Origin of the sequence: Paenibacillus sp. V4I5 (assembly GCF_030817255.1) — a bacterium.
In the GTDB taxonomy this organism is placed as follows: Bacteria; Bacillota; Bacilli; order Paenibacillales; family NBRC-103111; genus Paenibacillus_E.
Genome location: NZ_JAUSZB010000002.1, coordinates 109,303 through 133,204, shown reverse-complemented (window position 1 = coordinate 133,204; position 23,902 = coordinate 109,303). Strand labels below are relative to the sequence as shown.

28 protein-coding genes are annotated in these 23,902 nt (G+C 41.3%); all 28 read right to left on the bottom strand.

All coding sequences use genetic code 11. From position 1 onward, the window contains the following. Positions 1 to 17: 17 nt before the first annotated feature. On the bottom strand, positions 18 to 341 hold the full coding sequence (locus QFZ78_RS02455) for a hypothetical protein (RefSeq protein ID WP_307545131.1): 324 nt from the start codon (positions 339 to 341) through the stop codon (positions 18 to 20). Between the two features lie 19 nt (positions 342 to 360). Beyond that, complete coding sequence (locus QFZ78_RS02450; RefSeq protein ID WP_307545130.1) at positions 361 to 1,770, bottom strand: flagellar assembly protein A; 1,410 nt, start codon at positions 1,768 to 1,770, stop codon at positions 361 to 363. A 35-nt stretch (positions 1,771 to 1,805) separates the two neighbouring features. Further along, entirely contained in the window at positions 1,806 to 2,594 is a 789-nt protein-coding gene (locus QFZ78_RS02445; RefSeq protein ID WP_307545129.1) for a FliA/WhiG family RNA polymerase sigma factor, read from the bottom strand. Positions 2,595 to 2,613: 19 nt separating this feature from the next. Next, complete coding sequence (locus tag QFZ78_RS02440; protein ID WP_307545128.1) at positions 2,614 to 3,051, bottom strand: hypothetical protein; 438 nt, start codon at positions 3,049 to 3,051, stop codon at positions 2,614 to 2,616. Beyond that, positions 3,048 to 3,542 (bottom strand): chemotaxis protein CheD, encoded by a 495-nt coding sequence (locus tag QFZ78_RS02435; protein ID WP_307545127.1) that lies wholly within the window; start codon positions 3,540 to 3,542, stop codon positions 3,048 to 3,050. Before QFZ78_RS02435 ends, QFZ78_RS02440 begins: the two co-directional genes overlap by 4 nt. Continuing rightward, entirely contained in the window at positions 3,539 to 4,126 is a 588-nt protein-coding gene (locus tag QFZ78_RS02430; RefSeq protein WP_373460110.1) for a chemotaxis protein CheC, read from the bottom strand. Before QFZ78_RS02430 ends, QFZ78_RS02435 begins: the two co-directional genes overlap by 4 nt. Positions 4,127 to 4,162: 36 nt before the next feature. Then, entirely contained in the window at positions 4,163 to 4,624 is a 462-nt protein-coding gene (locus tag QFZ78_RS02425) for a chemotaxis protein CheW (RefSeq protein WP_307545125.1), read from the bottom strand. A gap of 27 nt (positions 4,625 to 4,651) precedes the next feature. Continuing rightward, entirely contained in the window at positions 4,652 to 6,718 is a 2,067-nt protein-coding gene (locus QFZ78_RS02420) for a chemotaxis protein CheA (RefSeq protein ID WP_307545124.1), read from the bottom strand. A gap of 50 nt (positions 6,719 to 6,768) precedes the next feature. Then, the gene (locus QFZ78_RS02415; RefSeq protein WP_307545123.1) at positions 6,769 to 7,872 is read right to left on the bottom strand and encodes a protein-glutamate methylesterase/protein-glutamine glutaminase; all 1,104 of its coding nucleotides are present in this window, start codon (positions 7,870 to 7,872) and stop codon (positions 6,769 to 6,771) included. A 49-nt stretch (positions 7,873 to 7,921) separates the two neighbouring features. Beyond that, entirely contained in the window at positions 7,922 to 8,791 is an 870-nt protein-coding gene (locus tag QFZ78_RS02410) for a MinD/ParA family protein (protein WP_307545122.1), read from the bottom strand. Beyond that, positions 8,788 to 10,092, bottom strand: a complete 1,305-nt coding sequence (flhF, locus tag QFZ78_RS02405) for a flagellar biosynthesis GTPase FlhF (RefSeq protein WP_307545121.1) — start codon at positions 10,090 to 10,092, stop codon at positions 8,788 to 8,790. The genes QFZ78_RS02410 and flhF overlap by 4 nt, the downstream gene beginning before the upstream one ends. Continuing rightward, complete coding sequence (gene flhA, locus QFZ78_RS02400; protein WP_307545120.1) at positions 10,089 to 12,122, bottom strand: flagellar biosynthesis protein FlhA; 2,034 nt, start codon at positions 12,120 to 12,122, stop codon at positions 10,089 to 10,091. The genes flhF and flhA overlap by 4 nt, the downstream gene beginning before the upstream one ends. Before the next feature lie 21 nt (positions 12,123 to 12,143). After that, complete coding sequence (gene flhB, locus QFZ78_RS02395) at positions 12,144 to 13,238, bottom strand: flagellar biosynthesis protein FlhB (RefSeq protein WP_307545119.1); 1,095 nt, start codon at positions 13,236 to 13,238, stop codon at positions 12,144 to 12,146. 10 nt (positions 13,239 to 13,248) lie between these two features. Further along, positions 13,249 to 14,049 carry a flagellar biosynthetic protein FliR gene (gene fliR / locus QFZ78_RS02390; RefSeq protein ID WP_307545118.1) on the bottom strand — a complete coding sequence of 267 codons (801 nt, stop codon included), beginning with the start codon at positions 14,047 to 14,049 and terminating at the stop codon, positions 13,249 to 13,251. A 12-nt stretch (positions 14,050 to 14,061) separates the two neighbouring features. Next, positions 14,062 to 14,331: a flagellar biosynthesis protein FliQ gene (gene fliQ / locus QFZ78_RS02385; RefSeq protein ID WP_029195371.1), complete on the bottom strand. Its 270-nt coding sequence runs from the start codon at positions 14,329 to 14,331 to the stop codon at positions 14,062 to 14,064. Positions 14,332 to 14,357: 26 nt separating this feature from the next. Continuing rightward, positions 14,358 to 15,131 (bottom strand): flagellar type III secretion system pore protein FliP, encoded by a 774-nt coding sequence (gene fliP, locus QFZ78_RS02380; RefSeq protein WP_307545117.1) that lies wholly within the window; start codon positions 15,129 to 15,131, stop codon positions 14,358 to 14,360. Next, entirely contained in the window at positions 15,128 to 15,757 is a 630-nt protein-coding gene (locus tag QFZ78_RS02375; protein WP_307545116.1) for a flagellar biosynthetic protein FliO, read from the bottom strand. The genes fliP and QFZ78_RS02375 overlap by 4 nt, the downstream gene beginning before the upstream one ends. A 48-nt stretch (positions 15,758 to 15,805) precedes the next feature. Next, on the bottom strand, positions 15,806 to 16,168 hold the full coding sequence (locus QFZ78_RS02370; RefSeq protein WP_029195368.1) for a response regulator: 363 nt from the start codon (positions 16,166 to 16,168) through the stop codon (positions 15,806 to 15,808). A gap of 24 nt (positions 16,169 to 16,192) precedes the next feature. Continuing rightward, positions 16,193 to 17,485 carry a flagellar motor switch phosphatase FliY gene (gene fliY, locus QFZ78_RS02365; protein ID WP_307545115.1) on the bottom strand — a complete coding sequence of 431 codons (1,293 nt, stop codon included), beginning with the start codon at positions 17,483 to 17,485 and terminating at the stop codon, positions 16,193 to 16,195. Continuing rightward, the gene (gene fliM, locus QFZ78_RS02360) at positions 17,475 to 18,473 is read right to left on the bottom strand and encodes a flagellar motor switch protein FliM (RefSeq protein WP_171688257.1); all 999 of its coding nucleotides are present in this window, start codon (positions 18,471 to 18,473) and stop codon (positions 17,475 to 17,477) included. The genes fliY and fliM overlap by 11 nt, the downstream gene beginning before the upstream one ends. A gap of 35 nt (positions 18,474 to 18,508) precedes the next feature. Beyond that, the gene (locus QFZ78_RS02355) at positions 18,509 to 18,994 is read right to left on the bottom strand and encodes a flagellar basal body-associated FliL family protein (protein ID WP_307545114.1); all 486 of its coding nucleotides are present in this window, start codon (positions 18,992 to 18,994) and stop codon (positions 18,509 to 18,511) included. Then, a complete protein-coding gene (locus QFZ78_RS02350) occupies positions 18,995 to 19,216 on the bottom strand; it encodes a flagellar FlbD family protein (RefSeq protein ID WP_029195364.1) in 222 nt (73 codons plus the stop codon). 61 nt (positions 19,217 to 19,277) lie between these two features. After that, positions 19,278 to 20,099 (bottom strand): flagellar basal body rod protein FlgG, encoded by an 822-nt coding sequence (gene flgG, locus QFZ78_RS02345; RefSeq protein WP_307545113.1) that lies wholly within the window; start codon positions 20,097 to 20,099, stop codon positions 19,278 to 19,280. Positions 20,100 to 20,188: 89 nt separating this feature from the next. Beyond that, on the bottom strand, positions 20,189 to 20,575 hold the full coding sequence (locus QFZ78_RS02340; protein WP_307545111.1) for a TIGR02530 family flagellar biosynthesis protein: 387 nt from the start codon (positions 20,573 to 20,575) through the stop codon (positions 20,189 to 20,191). After that, positions 20,572 to 21,015, bottom strand: coding sequence for a flagellar hook capping FlgD N-terminal domain-containing protein (locus QFZ78_RS02335; protein WP_373460111.1), 444 nt, complete (start codon positions 21,013 to 21,015; stop codon positions 20,572 to 20,574). The genes QFZ78_RS02340 and QFZ78_RS02335 overlap by 4 nt, the downstream gene beginning before the upstream one ends. Before the next feature lie 35 nt (positions 21,016 to 21,050). Further along, positions 21,051 to 22,484, bottom strand: a complete 1,434-nt coding sequence (locus QFZ78_RS02330; protein ID WP_307545109.1) for a flagellar hook-length control protein FliK — start codon at positions 22,482 to 22,484, stop codon at positions 21,051 to 21,053. 32 nt (positions 22,485 to 22,516) lie between these two features. Continuing rightward, on the bottom strand, positions 22,517 to 23,434 hold the full coding sequence (locus tag QFZ78_RS02325; protein ID WP_307545107.1) for a MotE family protein: 918 nt from the start codon (positions 23,432 to 23,434) through the stop codon (positions 22,517 to 22,519). A 24-nt stretch (positions 23,435 to 23,458) separates the two neighbouring features. Then, positions 23,459 to 23,902: a flagellar export protein FliJ gene (gene fliJ, locus QFZ78_RS02320; RefSeq protein ID WP_307545105.1), complete on the bottom strand. Its 444-nt coding sequence runs from the start codon at positions 23,900 to 23,902 to the stop codon at positions 23,459 to 23,461.

Below are 23,902 nucleotides of genomic sequence, written 5' to 3'. Positions count from 1 at the left end.
ATATGTGAGATAACTTGTTATAAGGATAAATCAATATGATGCCCTTTATATGGATGATCTGGCTGATGACTGCCTTCAGGGGAAGCTGAAACTGTCTTACCTTTGTTCTTTGCGTTCCCCTTATTAGACTGCTGACGCTGGTCGCCATGATCCTTGATATCTGTACGAACGCTCTCTTCAAGCTTGCTGTTACGATGACGATCCTTCTCCGTTGTTTGAGCAGCTTGATTCTCCAAAATCGTTTCGTCCTGCCGCGGTTTTTGCATAAGCTGATTTTGACGGATGCCCGCTTCATCGTTTTTGTGTACAGCGAACTGTAAATCGATGGCTTTAAAACTCATCGCTTACCCTCTCCTTCACTCACACATAGGCACTCATGGAAATATCGCCTTCACTTAAACGGAACGTCATACGGTTTGTTGGATCTTTGACAAATTTCGTATACCGGCCAATGACAATCTTCGTTCCTCCATAAATGGTAGACAATACTTCTACCTTCGCTTTTTCGGAGTCCTCTAACGATTTCTCAATCTCAAACATACGCTCTTTAATGGTATTTTGCTCTTCTAAAGCTTGTTTTTTCGTATGAGTCAACTTGATTCGCATGGCCACTTTATCCGTGCTTAGTTGACCTGCTGCTGCTAATTGATTTAATAAGGTAAGCGCTTTATCCGTTTTATCCATATTTTCCATATACACTTTTAATTGGTTGCGTAGATCAATCATTTCATTACGAAGCTCAGGTAGAACACCAACTTCAACAACAGTAGCCGTTGACATCGAATTCCCTATCGTCCTCGCAGTAACACGCTCCCCGGCTTGTATGGTGCCTCCAACAATGAGTCCTTTGGAACCATTACAGTTTACAGCCTTGCCTGCTCTAATCGTTGAATGCATGATACTCTGAGAAACCGTTAGTTCTCCAGAGACTTCAACAATTGCATCCTGAATGAAGGAACTTTTTACATTCTTCCCTGCTTTGACATGTGCTTTATTCTGCCCTACAATGCCTGCACTAATTTCAATAGAACCTTCGGCTTCCAGTTCTGCCGCTTCCACACCACCAGTGACACGAATATCCCCAGCTGCACGGATTTTAAAACCAGGAAGGACATTTCCTCGAATAACCACTGTCCCGATAAAATCAATATTCCCAATATTATAATCAACATTTCCATTCACTTCATAGACAGGAAACACATTAATTTTGTCACGATCTGTTCTTACCACCATACCATCAATAGTAGAATAAAGGCCCATTTGTTCAGCGTCCGTTACCACATTCTTGCCTAATTTAAATCTAGCTTCTTTCCCCGCTTTAGTAAAAAGGGTCTCGCCTGTAACCGCTCTTCCCGGTGTGCCTTCCGTTGCCAGAAAACGCTGCCCGATAAGCTGTCCTTTTCTAACATTATGAAGGGATACAACTTCTTTATAGTTTACTCTGCCGTCATCCAGCTCCAGCGGTTTTTTTTCATCCTCATCGAAATCAAATATAAATTTAATATAGCCGCTCTGGCCTTCTATTGCCTTCGTCCCCGCTGCAATCGCTACTTTTTGATGATAAAAAGGTTTCGGATTTGCAGCTATTTGAGCAAGTAAAGGTCGGTTTAAACCGTGAACGATGTGATTCCTTTGAGCTAACTCTTCCAATTGTCCTGCTGTTACTTGAAAGTCGTTATCAGCATTGTTAATTAACAAATAAGCTGTTAATTTGTCATCCGAGATGGAAATACTAATGTAAAAATCCAAAGGCATGTTCCTCTCAAGCATAGACAAACCACCTTTCATTACCTTCTGATTGTATGCTATGTATCTTGAAATAATTGCGTCTTAAATCGACCTAGTACGCCTTTAAGCCGAAGAATTGCTTTCGAATGTAATTGTGAAATACGAGAAGGAGACAAGCACATTACCTCAGCAATTTCGCTTAAGGACAGCTCTTCGAAATAGAATAACGAGACAACCGTTCTCTCTTTCTCCGTTAATCTTTCAATAGCCTTCGCCAAAGATTCCTTCAAATAAAACTCATTTACTTGAAACTCAGGGTTCTTAGCCTTTTCGTCAACAAGTAATGAAAGGCGTGTTTCCGAATCTTCCTCTCGGATGGGATCATCGATCGAACAAACAGTTGTAATCGAAATATCCTGAAGCATTTGCTGAAAATCTTGCTCACTAATTTGCAAATAATTGCTGATCTCAGCATCCGTAACGGAACGTAGATACTGCTGCTCTAGCTTCTGGTAAGCATCTTCGACCTTCTTAGCCTTTTCTCTCACAGAACGAGGTACCCAATCCCCTTGCCGAAGTCCATCAATAATAGAACCACGAATTCTCCAAGAAGCATATGTTTCGAATTGTAGTCCGCGTGAATAGTCAAATTTCTCCACAGCATCGATAAGGCCCATCACACCAAAGCTCGATAGATCCTCTCTCGAAACACTTTTGGGAAGTCCTATTGCCATACGTCCGGAAACATAATCAACTAAGGGCAAGTAGCTCTCGATAAGCGACTGCTTAGCGGGAACCCAGCCCTGCTCCTTCCATTGCTTCCATAACTCGATATTGACTAGCTGTGATTGCTTTTGTTCGATCATGATTTATGTTTCACCATCCTTAGTCTTCAGACATTCGCCTTAAGGCACCCGCCAGTTGTTCAGGGTCCAAATTATTCTTGGTGACTAGCTTAGGTGGATTCAGTGGTGAAAATTGCATTTCGTTAGATCGTACAGAGTTATTACTGCCAAGGTTAGCCTTCATCATCTCACGTGTTTCCTCATCCTCATCTGGCGTAGTCAAATCCAATGATTGACCAACGGATGATTCTGTCGCGGGATTCGCATAAGATGCTCCGCCTGCAGCATGTTCAGCTCCTATCATTACACCCAACACCCATCTAAAACCAAATGTTAGAACGAATAAAATAAGAAAGCTGTATGCACTTTTAAGACAAGTAGAAAGAAATAAATTATTGCCGATCGATAAGGCAAATGTAAATAAGCCCGCCAATGATGCTACGATGACATTAATTCGAATGGTTCCAATCATCATCAAATTTCCTTTACTCCTAATTGGACACTTCGAATAACCAGGATGCCGGTTTCACTATGGAATTCTATCGTTCGACCGTAATTAGCCCCGGTATCCTCAGCACGAATCGGAATTTTGTATTTATTCAACATTTCCTTACAAGATTCTACATTTCTTGGACCAATTCTCATCGTATCATTATTTCCAGCAAATGCAAACATTTGAGCACCGCCTGCAAGCTTAGCTTCAAGCCTATTTACAGTAGCTCCGAGCTTTTCCATTCTGGATATTAACTCAGGAATAGCCGTATCCGCGTATTTAGCAAGGTTCAGCGAGCCTTCACGAGCTATCTCGGACGAAGGCAGCATCACATGAGCCATACCTGCCACTTTTACGCGGCTATCATATAAGGTGACACCCACACACGAACCCAGCCCTGTTGTCTTCAATACACCTGTCTGGTGAGCAACATTCAGGTCAGCCATTCCTACTTTAACTAAATTATCTAACGTCATGGAGACTCTACCCCTAATGCCGAAAATATTTTGCCAAACGATTCCGGATCAGGAATTAAGAAGAAATGCCCTTGTACTTCATTTTCCCCTTCCATAAATTTGGTATCAATGAGAAGCGCTTGATCTCCCATTTGACCAAATTGCAATAAACCATAGCTTAAAATGGCACCAGCCATGTCAATTGCTAACGCAGGGACAGTAGGCTGCATATTCAAATTCGTGAAATCAGCAAGAGAGGATAAATAAGAACCGGCAAGAATATTCCCGATTTCATTCAAAGCCGATAATTCCAGCTCTGAATACTCTTCTTGATCTTCGATATGTAACCCAATCAATTCTCTTAACATGTTTTTGGCGGCATCTAAATCTAGGATAAAAAACATATTCCCTGGCGCATCTCCATCAACACGTAAGAAGATTGCAAGAACAACCGTTTCTGCTCCGCCAACACTTTCGCAGATTTCTTCGAAAGGAAGCATTCTAACCTTTGGTACAAGCATATCTATTGGCTTATCCAGCAAAGTAGATAAGGCAGTAGCTGCATGCCCCGCACCTATGTTACCTACTTCTTTGAGAACATCCATTTGAAAATCCTCTAAGCGACTAAACACATCCACAAGTTATTCCTCTACTCTTTCTAGCTGTTGAATTTCATTGCGATCCAATACTTGCTCTAAATTCAGCAGAACTAGCAATCTTTGTTCGCCAACGCGTGCGATACCATCCAAATACTTGGCTTTGATACCGCCCACGATTTCCGGTGGATTATCAATATTGTCTGTGTCCAGATCGATAACATCATTCGCAGAATCTACGATAAGGCCAACTTCAAAGTCACCGGCAGATACGATGATGATACGAGTAGCATCTGAATTAACTAGCTCTTCAAGTCCGAATCTTGAGCGAAGATCAATAATTGGAATAACAACACCACGAAGATTAATAACGCCTTTAATAAAGGCCGGCGCTTTAGGTACGCGCGTCATTGGCTGCATTCTTTCGATCGTTCTAACTTTCTCAACTTCCACACCGTACTCTTCCGTTCCAAGTGCGAAGACGATTACCTTTTTCTCTTCTCCCATTGTGAAACCCTCCTTAAAAGTATGTAATTATTTAATCAATGCATTCGGATCAATGATCAATGCGACTTGTCCATCCCCTAGAATCGTTGCACCAGATATTGCAAATAGTCCGGATAAATATTTACCTAATGTTTTGAGAACGATTTCTTGCTGACCAATAAATTCGTCTACCATCAAGGCAACTTGTTTGTCCCCTTTACGTACAACAACAATCTCAGTCTCTTCCTCAAGATCCTCATTAAAATCTGGTACATTAAACAATGTACTGAGAGATACAAGAGGAATAACCGTATTACGATACTCCACCATTTTGTTACCGTGAATGTTTCGAATCTGTTGCTTCTGAATAGCTGAAGTTTCAACAATGGATGATAACGGTATCGCATATTTTTCGCTGCCAAGACGCACAAGCATGGCAGAAATAATGGACAACGTCAGTGGTAATTGAACAGAGAACTTACTTCCAAAACCTGGTTTGGAATCAACTTGAACATGCCCACCCAACATCTGAATCTTCGTTTTCACAACGTCAAGACCAACGCCACGTCCAGAAATATCAGAAATTTTCTCGGCCGTACTAAAACCAGATGCGAACAACAAGTTGTATACTTCCAAATCACTTAACTTCGCTGCTTGTTCTGCTGTTACAAGGCCATTCTTGAGTGCAGTCTTCAATACTTTTTCTCTATAAATCCCTCTACCATCTTCTTCAATTTCTATAAAGACATGATTCCCACTATGGAAAGCACGCAACTGAATGGTACCTTGCTCACTTTTACCAGCTGCCAATCGATCGCTGATAGACTCAATACCATGATCTACGGCATTACGCAGTAAATGTACAAGGGGGTCACCGATTTCATCAATAACGGTCCTATCTAATTCCGTTTCAGCACCTGTAATGACCAAATCTACTTTCTTATCTAGCGATTTAGCCAAGTCCCTTATCATCCGTGGGAAGCGATTGAATACAGAATCAACAGGAACCATGCGGAGCTTCAATACTATATTTTGCAAATCACTGCTGACCCTAGACATATGTTCAACGGTTTCAGTCAGATCATTACGTTTAACCTCGCTAGCAAGTTGTTCTAAACGTACTCGATCAATTAATAGTTCGCTGAACAGATTCATGAGTGCGTCTAAGCGTTCAATATCAACACGAATTGTACGACTTGCAACAGGTGCCCCACCTGCAGCTGGTTTAACTGCAGTCGCAACTGGCTCAACATTATGTATGGCTTCAACAGATACAACAGGTGTGATCGCTTCTGCAACAGCTGCAGCTATTTCTTGTCTTGCCGCCTCAACTTCAGTTCTTGGGCGGGATAATTCGGCAAGCGATTCGGAATCAACTGTGATAATGACGGCAGATTGGATTTCGGAAACGTTCAAAATTTCTTTCTCTAACGTTGCTTGATCAACCTTAGAAATGAAATAAAGTGAGAAGGAACGATCAAATTTCTCTTGTTCGATTTCTTGTACGGATGGCGTCGCTTTCACGATTTCGCCCATTCTTTCCAGTGCATCGAACACCATATATGCCCTTGCTGCCTTAAGTACACAATTTTCATTAACACTTACTTCGATATAGAATACAAGGAATCCCGAGTCAATCGATTGTTGAAGAATAGAGAATTGAAACTCATCAACTTCGATACCTTTTGCTGGTTCCTTCGCAGCTGTCACAGCCGGAGCTTGTGCGGTTTTATAGTCACCTGTCACGATGGAACGAAGAGCAACGACGATTGGTGAAACATCTGCTTTCCCAGTACCACCTTGAATAATATCTTCAACCATGGATTCCAATGAATCAAGACTTTTGAAAATGCAGTCAAAAATGAATGGGTTCATTTCAATTTTACTGTTACGTACCAAGTCCAACACATTTTCCATCTCGTGCGTAAGGGCAGCGATATCCTCGAAGCCCATTGTTGCGGACATCCCTTTCAACGTATGAGCAGAGCGGAAAATGTTATGAACAATACTAATATCCTGGGGATTGCTTTCTAAATTAAGTAAGTTCTCATTCAAAGATTGCAAATGCTCTTTCGATTCATCGATAAACATGGATAAATATTGACTAAGTTCCAAAACCACACACCTCCAATAGAATCATTATGTAACCTGCATGCTAAATTTCATTAATTAAGTACGCATTGAGCTAATCGAATGGCTATATCCTGCTGTGGCAAAACATGCATCGCAGCTTGGATCTCTACAGCAGCTCTAGGCATCCCGTATACGACACAGGTTTCTTCGCACTCGGCAATGGTTGTTGATACGCCAGATTGCTTTAATGAGAGCATGCCTTTAGCTCCATCGCTGCCCATACCGGTCATCAGGACGATGTGCCGCTTCAACTCACTCATACCAAGCAAGGACTCAAACATGACATCCACCGAGGGCCGGTGGCCAGAACGAGGATCTTCTTTGGTCAATCTAATTTTGTACGTTTTGTCAGTATCTTTGTAGATGATCATATGCCATCCTCCCGGAGCTACATAAGCTGTTGCCGTTTGTAGCACATCCCCTTCCGCAGCCTCGACAACCTGTATCTGAGAAACGTCATTCAGACGTTGGGCTAATGATTTGGTGAAATTAGGTGGCATATGTTGAACAATTAAGATCGGCGCAGGAAAACCTGCAGGAATATGAGAGATCACCTGATGTAAGGCGCGAGGTCCTCCTGTTGAAGTACCTATAGCTACTAGATGATCGAAATGCGTTGAAACAGGCTTAGCAGCAAGTTTAGTATCCGGTGCTTTCATCAAACTGTCATTACCTTTGGATATTAACGGTTGTATAACCTGCGGAGACACAGGCTGCTGCTGTACCGGCCTTAACTTCGTTCGAACTGCCATATGCAGCTTCTCATGAAGAAGTTGTTTAACTTTATACAGGTCAAGGGATATGGAGCCTGACGGCTTTCGAATAAAGTCGACAGCGCCCCACTCGAGCGCTTTAATCGTTTCAAAAGCACCCTCCTGGGTTAAGGAACTTAACATAATGACGGGCGTTGGTTGTTCTGCCATGATTCGTTGTAAAGCATCCAAACCGTTCATTATTGGCATTTCCACATCCATCGTAACGGCATCGGGGCGTAAAAGCTTCACTTGTTCAATAGCTTCTTGACCATTTTTTGCTGTTCCTATTACTTTGTACTGAGGATTATCTGAGATCAAATCGCTTATAATTTTTCGCATAAAGACGGAGTCATCTACGACAAGAATGTTATATGGTGCCAAGCTGCTTACCTCCCTCTTATGTGCATATTCGACACGATTTGCGAAAATCCTATTTTAAAAGTTTCATCATTTTATTTAAAAAGCCCTTGACACCGGATGTTGGTGTTTCGACTACTTGATAACCATTCAAATAATTATCAACTAATAATTGAAGACTGCGTGATGCAGCCGAATTGGGAAAAGCAACAGTAAAAGGAATCTGCTTTTTAACCGCCTTAGATACAGCCGCATCATCATCAACGAATCCTAAGGTAGGGATTTGAATATCCAGAAATTGTTTAGCTACTAAAGAAATCTTATCAGCCGTGTGCTTGCCTTCCTTGGCATCGGTTACTCGGTTGATAACGAGTTTAAAAGAAACGTCATGTCCCATTGAGTTAACCATTTTAATAATGGCATAAGCATCCGTTATGGAAGTAGGCTCAGGCGTTGTGACAACGAACGCTTCTTCGGCGGCAAGAATAAATTTCAACGTTTCTTTGGACAATCCAGCTCCTGTGTCAAAAATGATAAAATCAACATACCCGTTGAGCTGCATGACTTGCTCGGCAAAGTAGTTCAGTTCTTCATCGGTTAAGCGAAGTAAATCGTTAAATCCAGAACCACCAGCAATAAAATCTAAATCATTGTAGCCTTTCTGGATAATTTCCCAGATCGTTTTTTCCTTTTTCAACAAGTGATACAAATTGTATTTGGAGGAAATCCCCATAAGCACATCAATGTTGGCAAGCCCAATGTCTGCATCAAAAACAAGAACCTTATAACCTTGGGACTGAAGCGTTAAAGCAAAGTTTAGCGTAAAATTTGATTTGCCTACGCCTCCCTTTCCGCTAGTCACGGTAATAATCCTGGTTGCTTTTGTGCCTTTGTCATTCTGTATCTGTACCAGGTTCCGCAACCCTTCTGCTTGATCCTTCATGCTCTAGGTTCCTCCAATAACAAATCGATGATTTGCCACTCATTCATTTCCGTAATATCATCGGGTACGCTTTGACCGTTCGTAACATACGAAAGCTGCAGTGAGAACTCGTGAACAACATTTACAATAGCACCGTAGGAGTCTGTTTCGTCCATTTTGGTGAATAAGACTTTGTCTAACTTAAACTTATTAAAATTGTTCGTGATCGCTCTCATGTCCCGATACTTTGTTGTTAAGCTAAGTACCAGAATGGTCTCACTATTTCCTTGTGTCTTAAGCAAAGAGTTAAGCTCCGAAACATACATTTCATTTCGAAAATTGCGTCCAGCCGTATCCATAAAAATGATGTCACATTGTTCTAGATTATGAAATGCTTTCGCTAAATCCTGCGGCGAGAAAACAACTTCAAGGGGTACATTCAAGATTGTTCCATATGTTTTCAACTGCTCAATTGCTGCAATTCGATACGTGTCTGAAGTAATAAAACCAACCTTACGTTGATATTTCAACACTTGCTCTGCTGCTAATTTTGCTATGGTTGTCGTTTTACCAACACCTGTTGGACCTACGAAATGTACCACACGTGTTTGTGGTGAAATTTGTTTACTGCAATTGGACTGAAACACCTGTCCCAGCTTGGATCGCACGACTTGAAGAGCTGACTCATCCGTTACAGGCTCTTCTGCAAGTTGAAAATCTGCCATTACCTCATCCATAATCTGACGAACTAATGTAGGATCTACTTCTTGGTCAAATAATCGTTGTTCAATCTTCTGTAAAGGTTCAGGGAGATTTGACACGTCGGATGCGTGAGTAAGCTTTCTCATCATTTCCTTCATTTGTTTGAGCTCCTCCATGAGATGCTCATCTTTGAGATTGACTCTATTAGGTGCATTTACCGAAACAGGTGAGTAAGACTGCTGTGATGTATATGTCTGTTGCGTCTCAACGCCTGCGCTAGCGGTAACGGGTACTTTTTTAGCAGAAACAGGAGCGATCACATCTGGGACATCAGGAAAATCTGACAAATGCGTTTGGGCTCTTGCAGGTTGATCTTGAGTTATGACTTTTTGTTGCTGAGGCTGCGTATGAGGTGCTAACCGCTGAGCGGCCCCTCCTGAATTCGTGCTTGCTCCATCAATTGCAGCGATAACTTCAATCTTTTTCTTTCCGAAAAGACCAAGAAAACCACCTGTGCGAATTTCCTTGGTATTGAGGATTACCGCATCCTTGCCTAAATCCGTTCGAATTTTTTGCAAAGCGTCCGGCATGGAATCGACAACGTATCTTTTTACTCTCATAAATTGACTACCCCCATACTCTGAATTTCAACGCTAGGCTCTAATTCGCTGTAGGATAATACAGGTATATCTTGCAAAGTTCTCTCAAGCAATTGTCTTAGATACATCCGAATCGTTGGTGAGGTTAAAATAACAGGCTGTTGTCCGGATTGAATCAATTTAGTAACTTGCTCGCTGACGCGATGATAAATAATTTGTGAAGAAGATGGATCTAGTGCTAAGTAGCTTCCTTGATCTGATTGTTGAACAGAATCGGCAATTTTCTTTTCCACAGAAGGACCAACCGTAATAACTTTTAGGGAATCACCTAAAGAAGTAAACTGCTGAGTGATTTGTCTTGATAATGACTGTCTAACATATTCAGTCAGTATTTCTGGATCCTTTGTATAAGAGCCATAATCAGCAAGAGTTTCCAAAATCGTTACCAAGTCACGTACAGAAATTTTCTCACGCAGTAACTTTGCCAATACCTTCTGAACGTCCCCAACCGATAACACGGAAGGAATAAGATCATCAACAAGTGCTGGATAAGACTCGCGAACATTCTCAATAAGTGCTTTTGTTTCTTGGCGACCCAGAAGTTCATGTGTATGTTTCTTAATAATTTCGGTTAAATGTGTAGCCACTACGGAAGGAGGATCGACGACTGTGTAGCCAGATAGCTCCGCTCTTTCTTTAGTCACTTCATCTATCCATATAGCAGGTAATCCAAAGGCAGGCTCAGTCGTTTCAATACCTGCTATTGAATCATCATCAATACCAGGACTCATGGCTAGGTAGTGATTTAGAAGTAGTTCGCCGCGTGCAACCGTATTGCCTTTTATTTTGATGATATACTCATTAGGACGTAGTTGAATATTGTCACGTATGCGAATAACGGGTACGACAACCCCAAGCTCAAGCGCACATTGTCGGCGAATCAAAATAATCCGATCTAGTAAATCTCCACCTTGTTGGGTATCAGCAAGTGGTATTAAACCATAACCGAATTCAAACTCGATGGGATCCACTTGTAACAAGGAAATGACACTTTCAGGACTTCGCACTTCCTCAATTTGCTGCTCTTCCACCAATTGTTCTTCTTTGATCGCTTCGCGTTCCAAATTCTTTTGCATTCTAAATGCCGCAAAAATTAACAAACCAGCAATCGGAAACGTGGTAAACCAATGAATAGGAGTGAAAATGCCAAGTACCATAAGTGTCCCAGCAACAATATAAAGAAGCTTAGGTTGTGCTGTTAATTGTTTCGTAATATCGTGGCCTAAATTACCTTCAGAAGATGCTCGTGTTACGATAATACCGGCAGCCGTTGAAATCAATAGAGCAGGAATTTGACTGACGAGTCCATCACCGATGGTCAGAATTGAGAATGTTTCGAGTGCTTCGCCGAAAGGCATCCCTTTCATGGTCATCCCAATAATGAAGCCACCAATCAAATTGATGACGAGGATGATAATGCCCGCGATGGCATCCCCTTTTACAAACTTACTCGCACCATCCATTGCTCCATAGAAATCAGCTTCTCGTTCAATCTTTTGTCTACGTTCACGGGCTTGGACCTCGTTGATTAAACCTGCATTCAAATCTGCGTCAATACTCATTTGTTTTCCGGGCATCGCATCGAGTGTAAATCTCGCTGCAACCTCGGCAACGCGCTCAGAACCTTTGGTAATTACAATGAATTGTACCAAGACAAGGATGAGAAACACGACGAATCCCACGACGATATTGCCTTGAGCAACGAAAGAACCAAAAGTTCTGACCACGTCGCCTGCTTCTGCATGCGACAAAATGTTTCGCGTCGTTGATACGTTTAACGCCAACCGAAACAAAGTCGTAATCAGGAGCAAAGAAGGGAAGATTGAGAACTGAAGGGCTTCTTTTGTATTCATAGCAACCAAAATAATCATTAAGGCAATCGATATATTAATAATTAAAAGAAAATCCAGCAAGGGGATTGGAACCGGTACAATCATCATTAATACAATTCCGATAATGCCTATAAGAACAAATAAATCCTTGATCTTCATCTGATTGTACCTCCCTCCTCATTAGTTCGTTTTGCCCTTCACTTTATATACATAAGCCAATACTTCAGCGACAGCCTGGAACAGCTCAGCGGGAATGGATTCACCAATTTCCACCTGTGCAAAGATCGCTCGAGCAAGCGGTTTATTTTCCATCGTCATAATACCGTTTATCTTCGCAACTTCTTTAATCTTTAAAGCAACATAATCCGCGCCCTTAGCAATAACAGTTGGGGCTTGCATATTGTTCGAATCATATTTCAAAGCAACCGCAAAGTGGGTTGGATTGGTAATAATAACATCAGCTTTGGGGACTTCTTGCATCATGCGCTGCATGGCCATCTGGCGCTGTTTCGCGCGGATCTTTCCTTTGATAAGGGGATCCCCTTCACTCTTCTTATACTCATCCTTAATATCCTGTTTGGACATTTTCAGACTTTTCTCGTGCTCATACTTTTGGTAAATGTAATCAAAAATGGCGAGTACAATTAAAATCGCTCCAATTTTGATCCCTAGTTTTAGCGTGAGTGAGGCAATAAATGAAAATGTACTCTCCAATGGAGCATGGCCAAGACCTAGCAGTTTAGCTTTTTCCCCCATTAATGTCGTGTACACGACATATCCGATAATTAACATCTTCAATGTCGACTTAAGAAAATCCATAACGGTTCGCAGCGAAAAAATTCGCTTGAAACCTTCGATCGGATTGATCTTGTTAAACTTCATCATCAGGGGTTCGCCAATGAACATAAAGCCAATTTGTGCATAATTCCCAATAAAAGCTACTAAAACCACAAGGATGAAAATTGGAGCTAAAATGATTAACCCTTGTTTAACTAAATCTACGAATAATACCTGAACGTTTGCGGCTGTAATGTCCATCGTCAGTTGATTCTCATAAACGTTGCGAAAGATTTTTATTATCTTCTCTTTCATATAACCACCGAACATGAGGAACGATAGAAATGAAAAGAGTAAAATAAATGCCGCAGGCAAGTCCATACTCTTCGCAACTTGACCCTTTTTACGAGCATCTTGCCTTTTCTTTGCTGTAGCAGGTTCCGTCTTTTCCCCAGCAAACCATTGTAAATCAAGCTTCAATCGAAATGTTTGGGACACGGCTTACCTCCTACTTAGGTGATGGTTGCTGTGTGCCGCTAATCAGTTGAAGCAACTTCTCCATGTAATCAAAAATTGTTGCAAATAAATGTTGAAATTGTGATATTAATTCAGGGAAAAGAATAATTAACAGGAAAAAACCAAGAATCATCTTCAAAGGTGCGCCAATAACGAAAATATTGAACTGCGGAGCCACCCTCGTTAAGAGACCTAGTCCTAAATCTGTCAAAAAAAGGGTTGCTATGATAGGAGCTGCGAGTTGAAACGAGAGATAAAACATTTTAGACAGCGATTGAAATAAGAAATTCGAAATTTGTCCATCATAGATGCGTGTGAACAGCTGATTGTCGAGCGGTATCCAGCGGTAACTGTCAATAATTGCTCTAATCAAATAATGGTGTCCATCAAAAGAAAGAAAAAGAAGCACAGCGACCATGTATTTAAGGTTACCTAACATTGGGGTTGAGGCCCCCGTTAGAGGATCAATCACACTCGCCATACTGAAGCCGATTTGCATATCCATAAAAGAGCCGGCTGTTTGGACAACCGTAAAGAAGATATAGGCGAGAAAACCAAGTAAAACGCCAACAAGCATTTCACGAATGATCAATAGAATGTATTCACCATCCATGGGAATGGGTTTATCCAACCCCATAGTCGCAAAAATGATTAGCGAGATGAATACAGATAGACCGATTTTGAACATCATCGGAACATTTCTTGAAGAGAGAATTGGAACTACGACAAAGAACGATGTAATTCGACAAAAAATAAGCAGAAAGATAGGGATAACTTGGAAAAAGTATGTCATATCGCTCACAACCTATCCAACGAATTTGTAAAGGTTGTTGAGTAAATTAAAGGTAAAGTCAACCAGTGTATTCATAATCCAAGGGCCAAATATTAAGATAGACAGCAGAACCGCGACAATTTTGGGAACAAACGCTAAGGTTTGTTCTTGAATTTGCGTCGTTGCTTGAAAAATACTTATGATCAGACCAACGACAAGCCCAATAATAAGCATGGGTGCACTTGCTTTAAGAACGGTATAAACAGCCTCACCAGCAATCCGTATTACAAATTCCGAGCCCATTTAGGAAACCTCCGATATCTTGATCCTTAACCATAGCTTAGGAGTAATGATCTCACCACAAGATACCAACCATCTACAAGTATGAAAAGTAGAATTTTAAAAGGGAGTGAAATCATAACAGGCGGTAACATCATCATTCCCATTGCCATTAAGGTACTGGATACAACCATATCAATGACTAGAAATGGGATGAAAATCATGAACCCCATCTGGAAAGCTGATTTCAGTTCACTTATTGCGTATGCCGGAACTAATGAAGTAATCGGTATATCTTCTACGCCTGTAGGTGCTTTAGCTTTGTTGTAGTCTAAGAACAACTTTAGATCCTTCTGACGTGTATGTTTAAACATAAACTTCTTCATTGGTAAGGCTGCTTTCTCAAAAGCCTGGGTCTGATTAATTTCACCCTTCAGATAAGGCTGCAGAGCTGTCTGATTAACCTCCCCCAAAGTTGGAGACATGATAAAAAAGGTTAAAAACAGAGCTAGTCCGATTAGAACCTGATTAGGCGGCATCTGCTGGGTTCCAAGTGATGTTCGAACGAATCCAAGCACGATGACAATTCTTGTGAAACAAGTCATTAAAATAAGAAAAGATGGTGCAAGACTTAATACGGTTAATAAGAGCAATAAAGTTACGGTATTAGATGATCCACCTGCTGTGCCACTAGTTCCAATATTCACATTTAACCCTGGTATCGGATTGTTTGGATCTACTTCAGCAGCAGAAGCTGTCAGAGTTAAGAGGAATACTGATATTACTACAATCAGAAATGTAATAACTATTTTATTTCTTTTCATTCATCATTCAACCGATCTGTTTGTTTTTGATCAGAAAGCCATTCGTGAGCATCTTTATTACGGTTTGATACTCGCTGCAGCCTATCGTGAAATACTTGTTGAAAGGATGAAGTAATTTCCACTTCTTCCTCGATCTCTTTCTTTCTAACAGAAAGTTTGCTTATCCAGTTACTTATTGCACCAAAGCCAACACGATCATCTTGAGAAGAAGTAAGCAATTCCGAAATATACGCAACTTCATCGGCGTCATTGATCTTATCCAACAACTGAATGTTCTCACCGACGCCAACCACGAAGAGCGAATGACCAATTTCAACAATCTGAATCGATTTATTTTGTCCGAGGGGAACTCCACCTAAAGAACGAATTGAGTTCCCGAACATCATACCTTTATTTTTCTTAGCTATGTACTTTATAAGAACAAAGAATAAGAGAATAATTAATACGAGAAAGAAAATGACCTTGACAATCATGCCAAACGAATTAAATGAGTCCGTAGTCGGAAATTCCGATGTTGGAAGACCTTGTCCCGGCTCTGTTTCAGCAAAGCTAATAGCTTTGGTATATAACATTGCGACTACACTTAATATTGCAGTAATCAGTCGTTTCGATTGGAGTCTTCTCATAGTCACAACCCTTTCGGTTTATGTAAGACTCAACCGAACGTAGACGGCTTAACCTAGAGTCTTTTTAATCGCTTCGATAACACGGTCTGCTTGGAATGGTTTCACGATAAAGTCTTTAGCCCCTGCTTGAATGGCATCAATAACCATGGCTTGCTGCCCCATCGCCGAACACATAATGACCTTAGCAGTAGGTTCAATTTTTTTGATTTCTTTCAATGCTTGAATGCCGTCCATCTCAGGCATCGTAATATCCATTGTAATTAAATCTGGTTTCAATTCCTTGTATTTTTCGATGGCTTGAGCACCATCATTCGCTTCTCCACAAACCTCATAACCATTTTTAGATAAAATATCACGAATCATCATTCTCATAAATGCAGCATCATCAACAATTAGAATACGGTTAGCCATGAGTAAAATCCCCCTAAAATTAAATTATTGTAATTTTTGAATTCGTTCCCACTGGTTAACAATGTCTGTAACACGAACCCCAAAGTTTTCATCGATGACGACAACTTCGCCTTTGGCAATCAACTTATTATTGACTAAGATATCCACAGGCTCACCTGCCAGCTTATCCAATTCAATGATAGAACCCTGGGAAAGTTCTAAAATGTCTTTAATCACCTTGTTCGTTCTGCCTAATTCTACAGTTACCTTAAGAGGTATATCCAGTAGTAAATTAAGGTTTGTATCATCAGCCTGCGCCAACGAACCCGATTGTAAATTCCCGAATTGTACGGGTTGAACATTTACATTTCGATTAGGCATTCCACCATAAGCTGCCGGAGGCTGCTGATACATGGGTTGTTGTGGCGGGTACATGGGCTGTTGTGGTGGATACATGGGCTGCCCCATTGGTGGCTGTTGATACATCGGTTGTTCATACACGGGCTGCTGTTGTTGGTACATAGGCTGATCGTATATTGAACTAGGAGCTGCAGGAGGCGGTGTATGAGCTTCCTGTGCTGGTACTGGTGACGGAGCCGGTGCTTGAGCCGCTGCTTGAGCCGCTGGCGCAGCCTCCATTGAAGAGTCAGAATCACCACCCATGAGAATCGATACCATTTCTTTGGCGAATGGAACAGGTAATAATTGCATGATGTTAGAATCAATAAGATCGCCAATGGCTAGTCGGAACGATATCTTTATAAATACGTCCTCGTCGGGTAGTTTTCCTTCTCCTTTCGACAAATTTAATATGTCGATTCCTGGGGGAGAGATATTGACAAATCGATTGAAGATAGTGGACATGGACGTAGCAGAAGATCCCATCATCTGATTCATGGCTTCTTGGACAGCGCTGATGTGAATTTCACTAAGATTTTCATCACCGCCAGTACCATCACCGCCCATCATTAAATCAGCAATGACCTGGGCATCACGTGTTTTAATGACAAGTAGATTAATACCATCAAAACCATCAACATAATTCACATGAACGGCTACATGAGGTCTTGGAAACTGCTCTTCCAATTCTTCTTTACCAATAATAGAAACCTTTGGTGTCGTAATGTCTACTTTCTTTCCAAGCAAAGTCGAAAGCGCTGTCGCTGCACTACCAAACGTGATATTACCAATTTCACCAAGTGCATCCTGTTCTAGGGGAGATAAATAGTCTTCAACTTTAGGAGGCCCGTTAAAAGAAGAGGCTGAACTATCGTCCGATGACTGTCTCAACAAAGCATCGATCTCTTCCTGGGACAAATAATCTCTGTTATTCGTCATAATCTTCTTCTCCTTCGTTTACGATTTCTGTAATTTGTACAGCCATCTTCCCTTTTAAGGTACCGGGGCTTCCGAGATATTTCAGCTTCTCGCCCACTTTGACTTGAAGCGAATCTTCGACGGATTTATGCAGCGGGATTACATCGCCAGGCACTAAGCCAAGGAAATCACGTATTGAAATTTCGGACGATCCCAATTCTGCAATGAGAGGCAGCTTGGTTTTTTCCAAGCGCGATTGAAGTGCTTCCACTTCTTCAGGTGCTCTCGTCTTCTTCTGGGAGACAAACCAATGATGCACAGAAAGTCGAGGCATGATGGGTTCGATAACCACATGAGGGATACACAAGTTGATCATCCCTGTTGTATCACCGATTTTGGTGCTAAGTGATATTAGTGCAATGGTTTCATTGGGTGAAACAATCTGCATGAACTGCGGATTTGTTTCCAGGGCCTCTAAACGAGGTTGAATATCAATGACAGTCTTCCATGCCTCTTGTAAACTATCGAATGCTCTGCTAAAAATACGTTCCATCACAATCGTTTCAATCTCAGTTAAAGCATTAATTTTGGTTGGGGTCGTACCCGCACCGCCTAACAAACGATCCAACATAGCAAATGCGACATTGGGATGAACCTCAAGCACCATTCGACCCTCTAAAGGCTCCGCTTCAAAGATGTTCAAAATGGTCATTTTCGGGATCGAACGAATAAATTCGTCGTAGGGCAGTTGTTCAACCTGGACAACACTAATCTGTACGAACGTACGGAGCTGAGCAGAAAAATACGTTGTTAAAAATCGTGCAAAGTTTTCGTGAATCCGGGTTAAGCTACGAATATGATCCTTTGAGAAACGTACTGCTCTCTTAAAGTCATAAGCCCTTACCTTCTTCTGCGTTTCCTCTTTCTTAAGTTCATCCGCATCCATTTCGCCTGAGGACAAAGCAGCTAGCAAGGCATCGATCTCATTTTGCGACAGAACATCAACCATTCGAGTCACCTCCTTTAAGCAAAATCAAAAGCGAGTTATTGAAGTACTTTATCGGTTATCCAAATTTGCTTGATTTTACCCTCATGTAACAATGGGTTAAGCTTGTTCATTAACGTAGAAGTTAAACTATCTGAACCTTTACTGCCTTCAATTTGTTCCTTTGTCAAATCCCCTAGCGCTTGTACTATTGTGCCTTTAACAGCAGATTCAAGCAAACTATCAAATTCCGTTTTTGACTTCGAGTTCTCTAACTCAAAAGCGAAGCTGATTTTAATAAAATTCTGACTGCCAGATAAGTTAGTCAAAATGTCTTTAATAATAGCTGTGTTTGCCTTTACAGCCTCAGCTGATGGCGCTTTCGTTGGCTTCACGCTTGCAACAGCTTCCTGAGCTTGTACCGCAGGGTCTTTGGATTGATTATTTTTCTCCATAAAATTCCACAAAACAAAGGCAGCCGTCAAAATCAAAGTAATTGCAATTAATATGGAGACAATGAGTATAAAAATTTTGTTCTTAAACACTTACGAACCCTCCGCATCCCTGGACTTTATTGTCGCTCGTACTGAGCCAATCTCCTGCATGTAGGTCCGCACTAAGCTTACCACAACCTCTGCTTTTTCGAGTACTGTGATTTTCTTGCCTGTTGTCAACGTGATCATTGTGTCTGGAGTCTCTTCAATAAGTTCGATCAGTATAGCATTCAGGATAATAGCTTTACCGTTTAAACGAGTGAGAGAAATCATGTTTCTCCTCCTGTATCAGGATAAGGGGAGTCTAGCTCCCCGCTTTCACATCAACTTAAGATTAACGTTTAAGATTAACGACTTCTTGAAGCACTTCATCTGAAGTTGTGATAATCCGCGAATTCGCTTGGAATCCACGTTGAGCAATAATCATTTCGGTGAATTCACCCGTTAAGTCAACGTTCGACATTTCCAGTTGTCCTGAGATCAGTGTCCCTGTACCCGTTTCTGGATTACCTGGTGCACCAACTTCAATTGCACCTTCTGGGTTCGCATTAGCTGTCATGCGATACAAATTCCCACCAATTTTCTCAAGACCTGCGGGGTTAATTACTTTAACAACTCCAACTTTTTGACCTGTAGCAACCGTTTCACCAACCGTGTTAACACCAATGATATCACCGTTTTGTGCAATCGAGAATGAAACAATATCATCTGGAAGCACAATCGGACCCGCACCTTCAGCACCCATGACATGCAGTCCTTCAGCATTTACAAGGTTTCTGGTTGGATCTAAGGTAAAGTTACCTGATCTTGTCAAATAAGGTGCATCTACCTGCTCAGTAGTCCCTACGGCAAAAAATCCATCCCCGTTAACACGCAAATCAGTTGGGACATTCGTTGTCATCGCACTTCCTGCTGTATGTACAGTATCAATGGCAGCCAAACTAACTCCTAAACCTACTTGCTGAGCATTCACACCACCGCGGTTCTCATCGGCAGCACTAACTCCTGCAACGGTTTGACTAAGAATATCTTTAAACATAACGCGACTGCCTTTGAATCCGATGGTATTTACGTTTGCGATATTATTACCAATAACATCCAATTTTGTTTGAAAACCACGCATACCTGAAACGCCTGAGTACAAAGATCTTAACATCTAATAGGCCTCCTAATCGGATTATAAATAAAGTGAGCTGCTTCAATCGCTCCACAGCCCCAGGCTTCCTTCACGGTCGAGCCTGATGGTCAAGAAATAATAATGGCACTATCTATTTGTGTAAAAACATGTTCATTCATTGCGTTTCCATCAAGCGCCGTCACAACAGTTCGGTTAGGAACATTAACAATTAAGGCATTGCCACCCAGAATCATAAGCGCATCCTTCGCACCTTTAGCAGCAGCTTTGTCGATTGCTTTGTTGAGCTTATCCAATTGCTCTGGCTTTAATTGAATGTCTCTCTCTTTCAGTCTAACCTCTGCATGATGACTGAAACGAACAAATTGCTCCTGAAGAAGTTTCTGAAAAGTTGGAATACCGGGATTGGATGCCGGTTGCTGTACAGGTGTTCGTCTCGTAGACGCAGGAGAAACCGCATTAGGATAAAGCTGCCCTATGGATATTCTCTCTGTCATTTGGTTTCTCCAACATTCTCAATTTTCTTGAGCTTGTCAAGAGAAATTTCCACTCCCTTCACATTGGCGTATTGATTTCCGTCTTTAAATGTAATGGAATCAATAACACCAGACTTTTCGACAGATGCTCCAGATGAGTCAATATCCGTCCATGTGATCGATTTCCCAATCAAGCCTGAAACAAAACCAAGAGATTGACGCATTAGCTTCATTTCACCGGCCATGTTCGTAAGTTGCTCTACGGATGTGAATTGCGCCATTTGTGCAATAAACTCTTTATCTTGTAAAGGTTGTGTCGGATCTTGATTTTGAAGTTGTGTAATCAAGATTTTAAGGAAATCATCTTTGCCTAATGTATTGTTGTCTTTATCTTTGCTTTTTGTATTTTTGCCAGCATTGATCAGATCAGCAACATTACCTGATATCGGGCTTGTAGCCACACCTTCACCTCCAACTACTTCATATTCATTGCTTTTTAAGCAATAACATCGAAGGAGTTTCCATTAACTGCAGTTCGTATTTGAGCTACATTTTCTATTTCTTGATTAAAATCAAGTGAATCTTCATCGTAGTTACTTGAACCATTTTTGCTTTGACGCTGAGATTGACCAAATGTTTGCTGCTGACGTTGATCTTGGAACATACTGGATTGCATGTTTTGATTTTGAGTAACCTCAAGCTTCTCAACTTGCAAACCTTGTGTTTGAAGAGCTTGTCTTAACTGTGGAAGCTGACTTTCCAGCATCTGTTTACCTGCCAAGGAATCAGCTGCAAACTGAGCAATCAATTGACCATCCTGCATCGAGATTCTTACATCAATGTGACCGAGATTTTTAGGGAATAAAGATAGCTTAGCTTCGGAAATACCTTCAGCCATCGTAATCTTCATGTTCTTCAATACATGCTCTGTCATTTCTTCAGTAAAATTCGCTGCATTGATCGTTGTTGTTGGCACTTTATCAACTGGGATAGTAGCCTGTTGTGCTTTCTGCAGATCACCGATCGTAACGATTGTATTTGTTGCTGTAGCGGTTTCAGTTGGCAAATCAACAAGATCTACAAATGATTCTTCGGATTTTGAAGTAGACTCGATTACTGGTGCGTGAAGTACATTCTTAATTGCTAAAAGCTCAAGTTTTGACTTTGTAGGTTGCACGATTGTCAATAAATCTCCATCACTCTTCTGCTCAACACCAAGCTTTTTCGCCTGTTTAACGTGACTAGCTCTGTCAACAGATGAGGTGTCAGTTTTACTTCCATCTACTAAACCTTCAATGGTCTTAGGCATATTCGTTGTTGCAGCAGTTATTGATGTTGGTCCCTTCAGAGTCGCCATTAGTTCTGGAAGCAAAGGCCCAATAGTACTAAGTAAGTCCTGGTTCAAAAACTTCAAAATTGCGTTGTCTGGCTGCTGTTTAGTCAAAGTTGTCAGGGTAAGCAAAGTATTCTGAGCCTGTAAGTTTAATGTATCTGCGTGCTGAAGATTCAATCCATTCGGTAATGTGAAAGCCGCGTTAGATTGTGAATCGCCAAGTGTATTTAACAACTGCTCAGCATCTTCGAACCACTTCTTTACATTGGGATCTTGTAATATTTGTTCAGCAAGCGCAGGATTACTGTTCATTGCCTCCAAGAGCATTTCTGATAGAGGTTGATCTTCCGTCCCCTGTTCGACCTCCTGTACAGCGGCACCTTGAAGGGGTAATACCAAGCTTTGAAGCATTTGAAGCAGCATGTTCAGAGAAAGAGCTGGATCGGAAACATTTACATCACCAGAAGCACTCTCTTGTACAATTTGACCATCTAATACTTGATTAAAAAAAGTATCTTTGGTTGCCGAACTTGCTTTGCCTGTTGCTGTTGAAGCAGCATTATTTCCTGTAGGTACTATTGGCATTTGTACGTCCATTTTTTTCACCTCCCTTCGTGAAATCAATGACATTACTGAACAAGTTTAGCTGTAATTGAAGCTGCGATTTCTTTATTTGCGTCTGACAAAGAAGACATGACTTTAGAACGAGAAGCGTTATCCATTCCACTGAGAATAGCTAACACTTTATCAGGATTAGATTTATTCATTTCCAGTAGAACATTTGAAGCACTTTTCGGCGTCATGTTGGCAAAAGTTTGCCCAAGATCTGTTTTACTTACGGATGTTCCGGTCTTGGTCGAGTCTTTCGCTCCATTCGTTGCCAATCTCTCTTGCAAAGCAGCGATTTGTTTATCTCGAGCTGGAACAACATCCTTAACCCCAATTGAAGCCTCAGCTGCTTTAATCGGATCCATTTTCTCAAGAATTGCTCCACGACTATCTGCTTTCATCATTGAAAAAACTAGTACCATTTCCTTAGGTGTCAATGCTTCAATGATAGGGGCAGCTTTACTTGGATTCATTTTTGCATACATACTCGCAAGTTGAGTAATTTGATTGTTGTATTCTTCTTCAGTTTGTGTCTTATTCTTCAGCTTCTCTTCCAGTTCGGTTAACTTCGCCTGAGCATCTTTCAGTGATAGATCCTTCTGCTCAGTTGTTGAATCAGCTTTCTGCAAAGCCGATTGAAGTTCAGCAATTCTTGCGTTTAGCTTAGTAATCTCTTCATCTTTATTCTTGATGCTTTGCTCAGAAGTCGGCACTTTACCATCGCTGGTAACTACTGCTTTTTCTTTGGGAGCAGGGACGATTGCCCCAATGATCGGTGTATTGTGCAGCGCCTTCTGTATACTGCTCTTGATATCATAATCAAATATTGACAACAGTACGAAGAGCAAAACTGCCGTAAACACAAAGGGGATGACAAACCATATCAGAAATCGTTCCAGTGCACTATAAGATGCACCCTCTATGCTTGTATCGGCCATCTCCTCTTCCCTCCTTTACCTTCCTCAATACGTGAGTCGTCTGAAACGGTTGGTGGCCATTTCATCTAGAGCTTCTTGCTCTTTTTTCGCGACAAAAGATTGAAATTGGTTGTAAGCCTTCTCTCTTGCTTTCGACCATACCTTCTCATCAATCATTCTTTCTGAAAGATGTTCCTGCTTTTTGAGCACGACATGCTGTGCTTGCTGCACATCCAAGTGCTTGCGGGCGATCTGATGATCAACATGATTCATGTAATTTTGCATCAACAGCATCTTGGAGATGGATACCGAACTGCTAGATACACTTGCCATTTCGTTATGAAGGCTATCTTTTTGCTCAAACAATCCATGCAAACTCGTTTCTTCGTTCCTTAGTTGCCCCATTGCCTCAGACAGTATCCACTCTGCCTGTGTTCGTTCATTGTTTTTCAAATCGACAATTTGCTGGAAAGAATAACGAAAATTCAT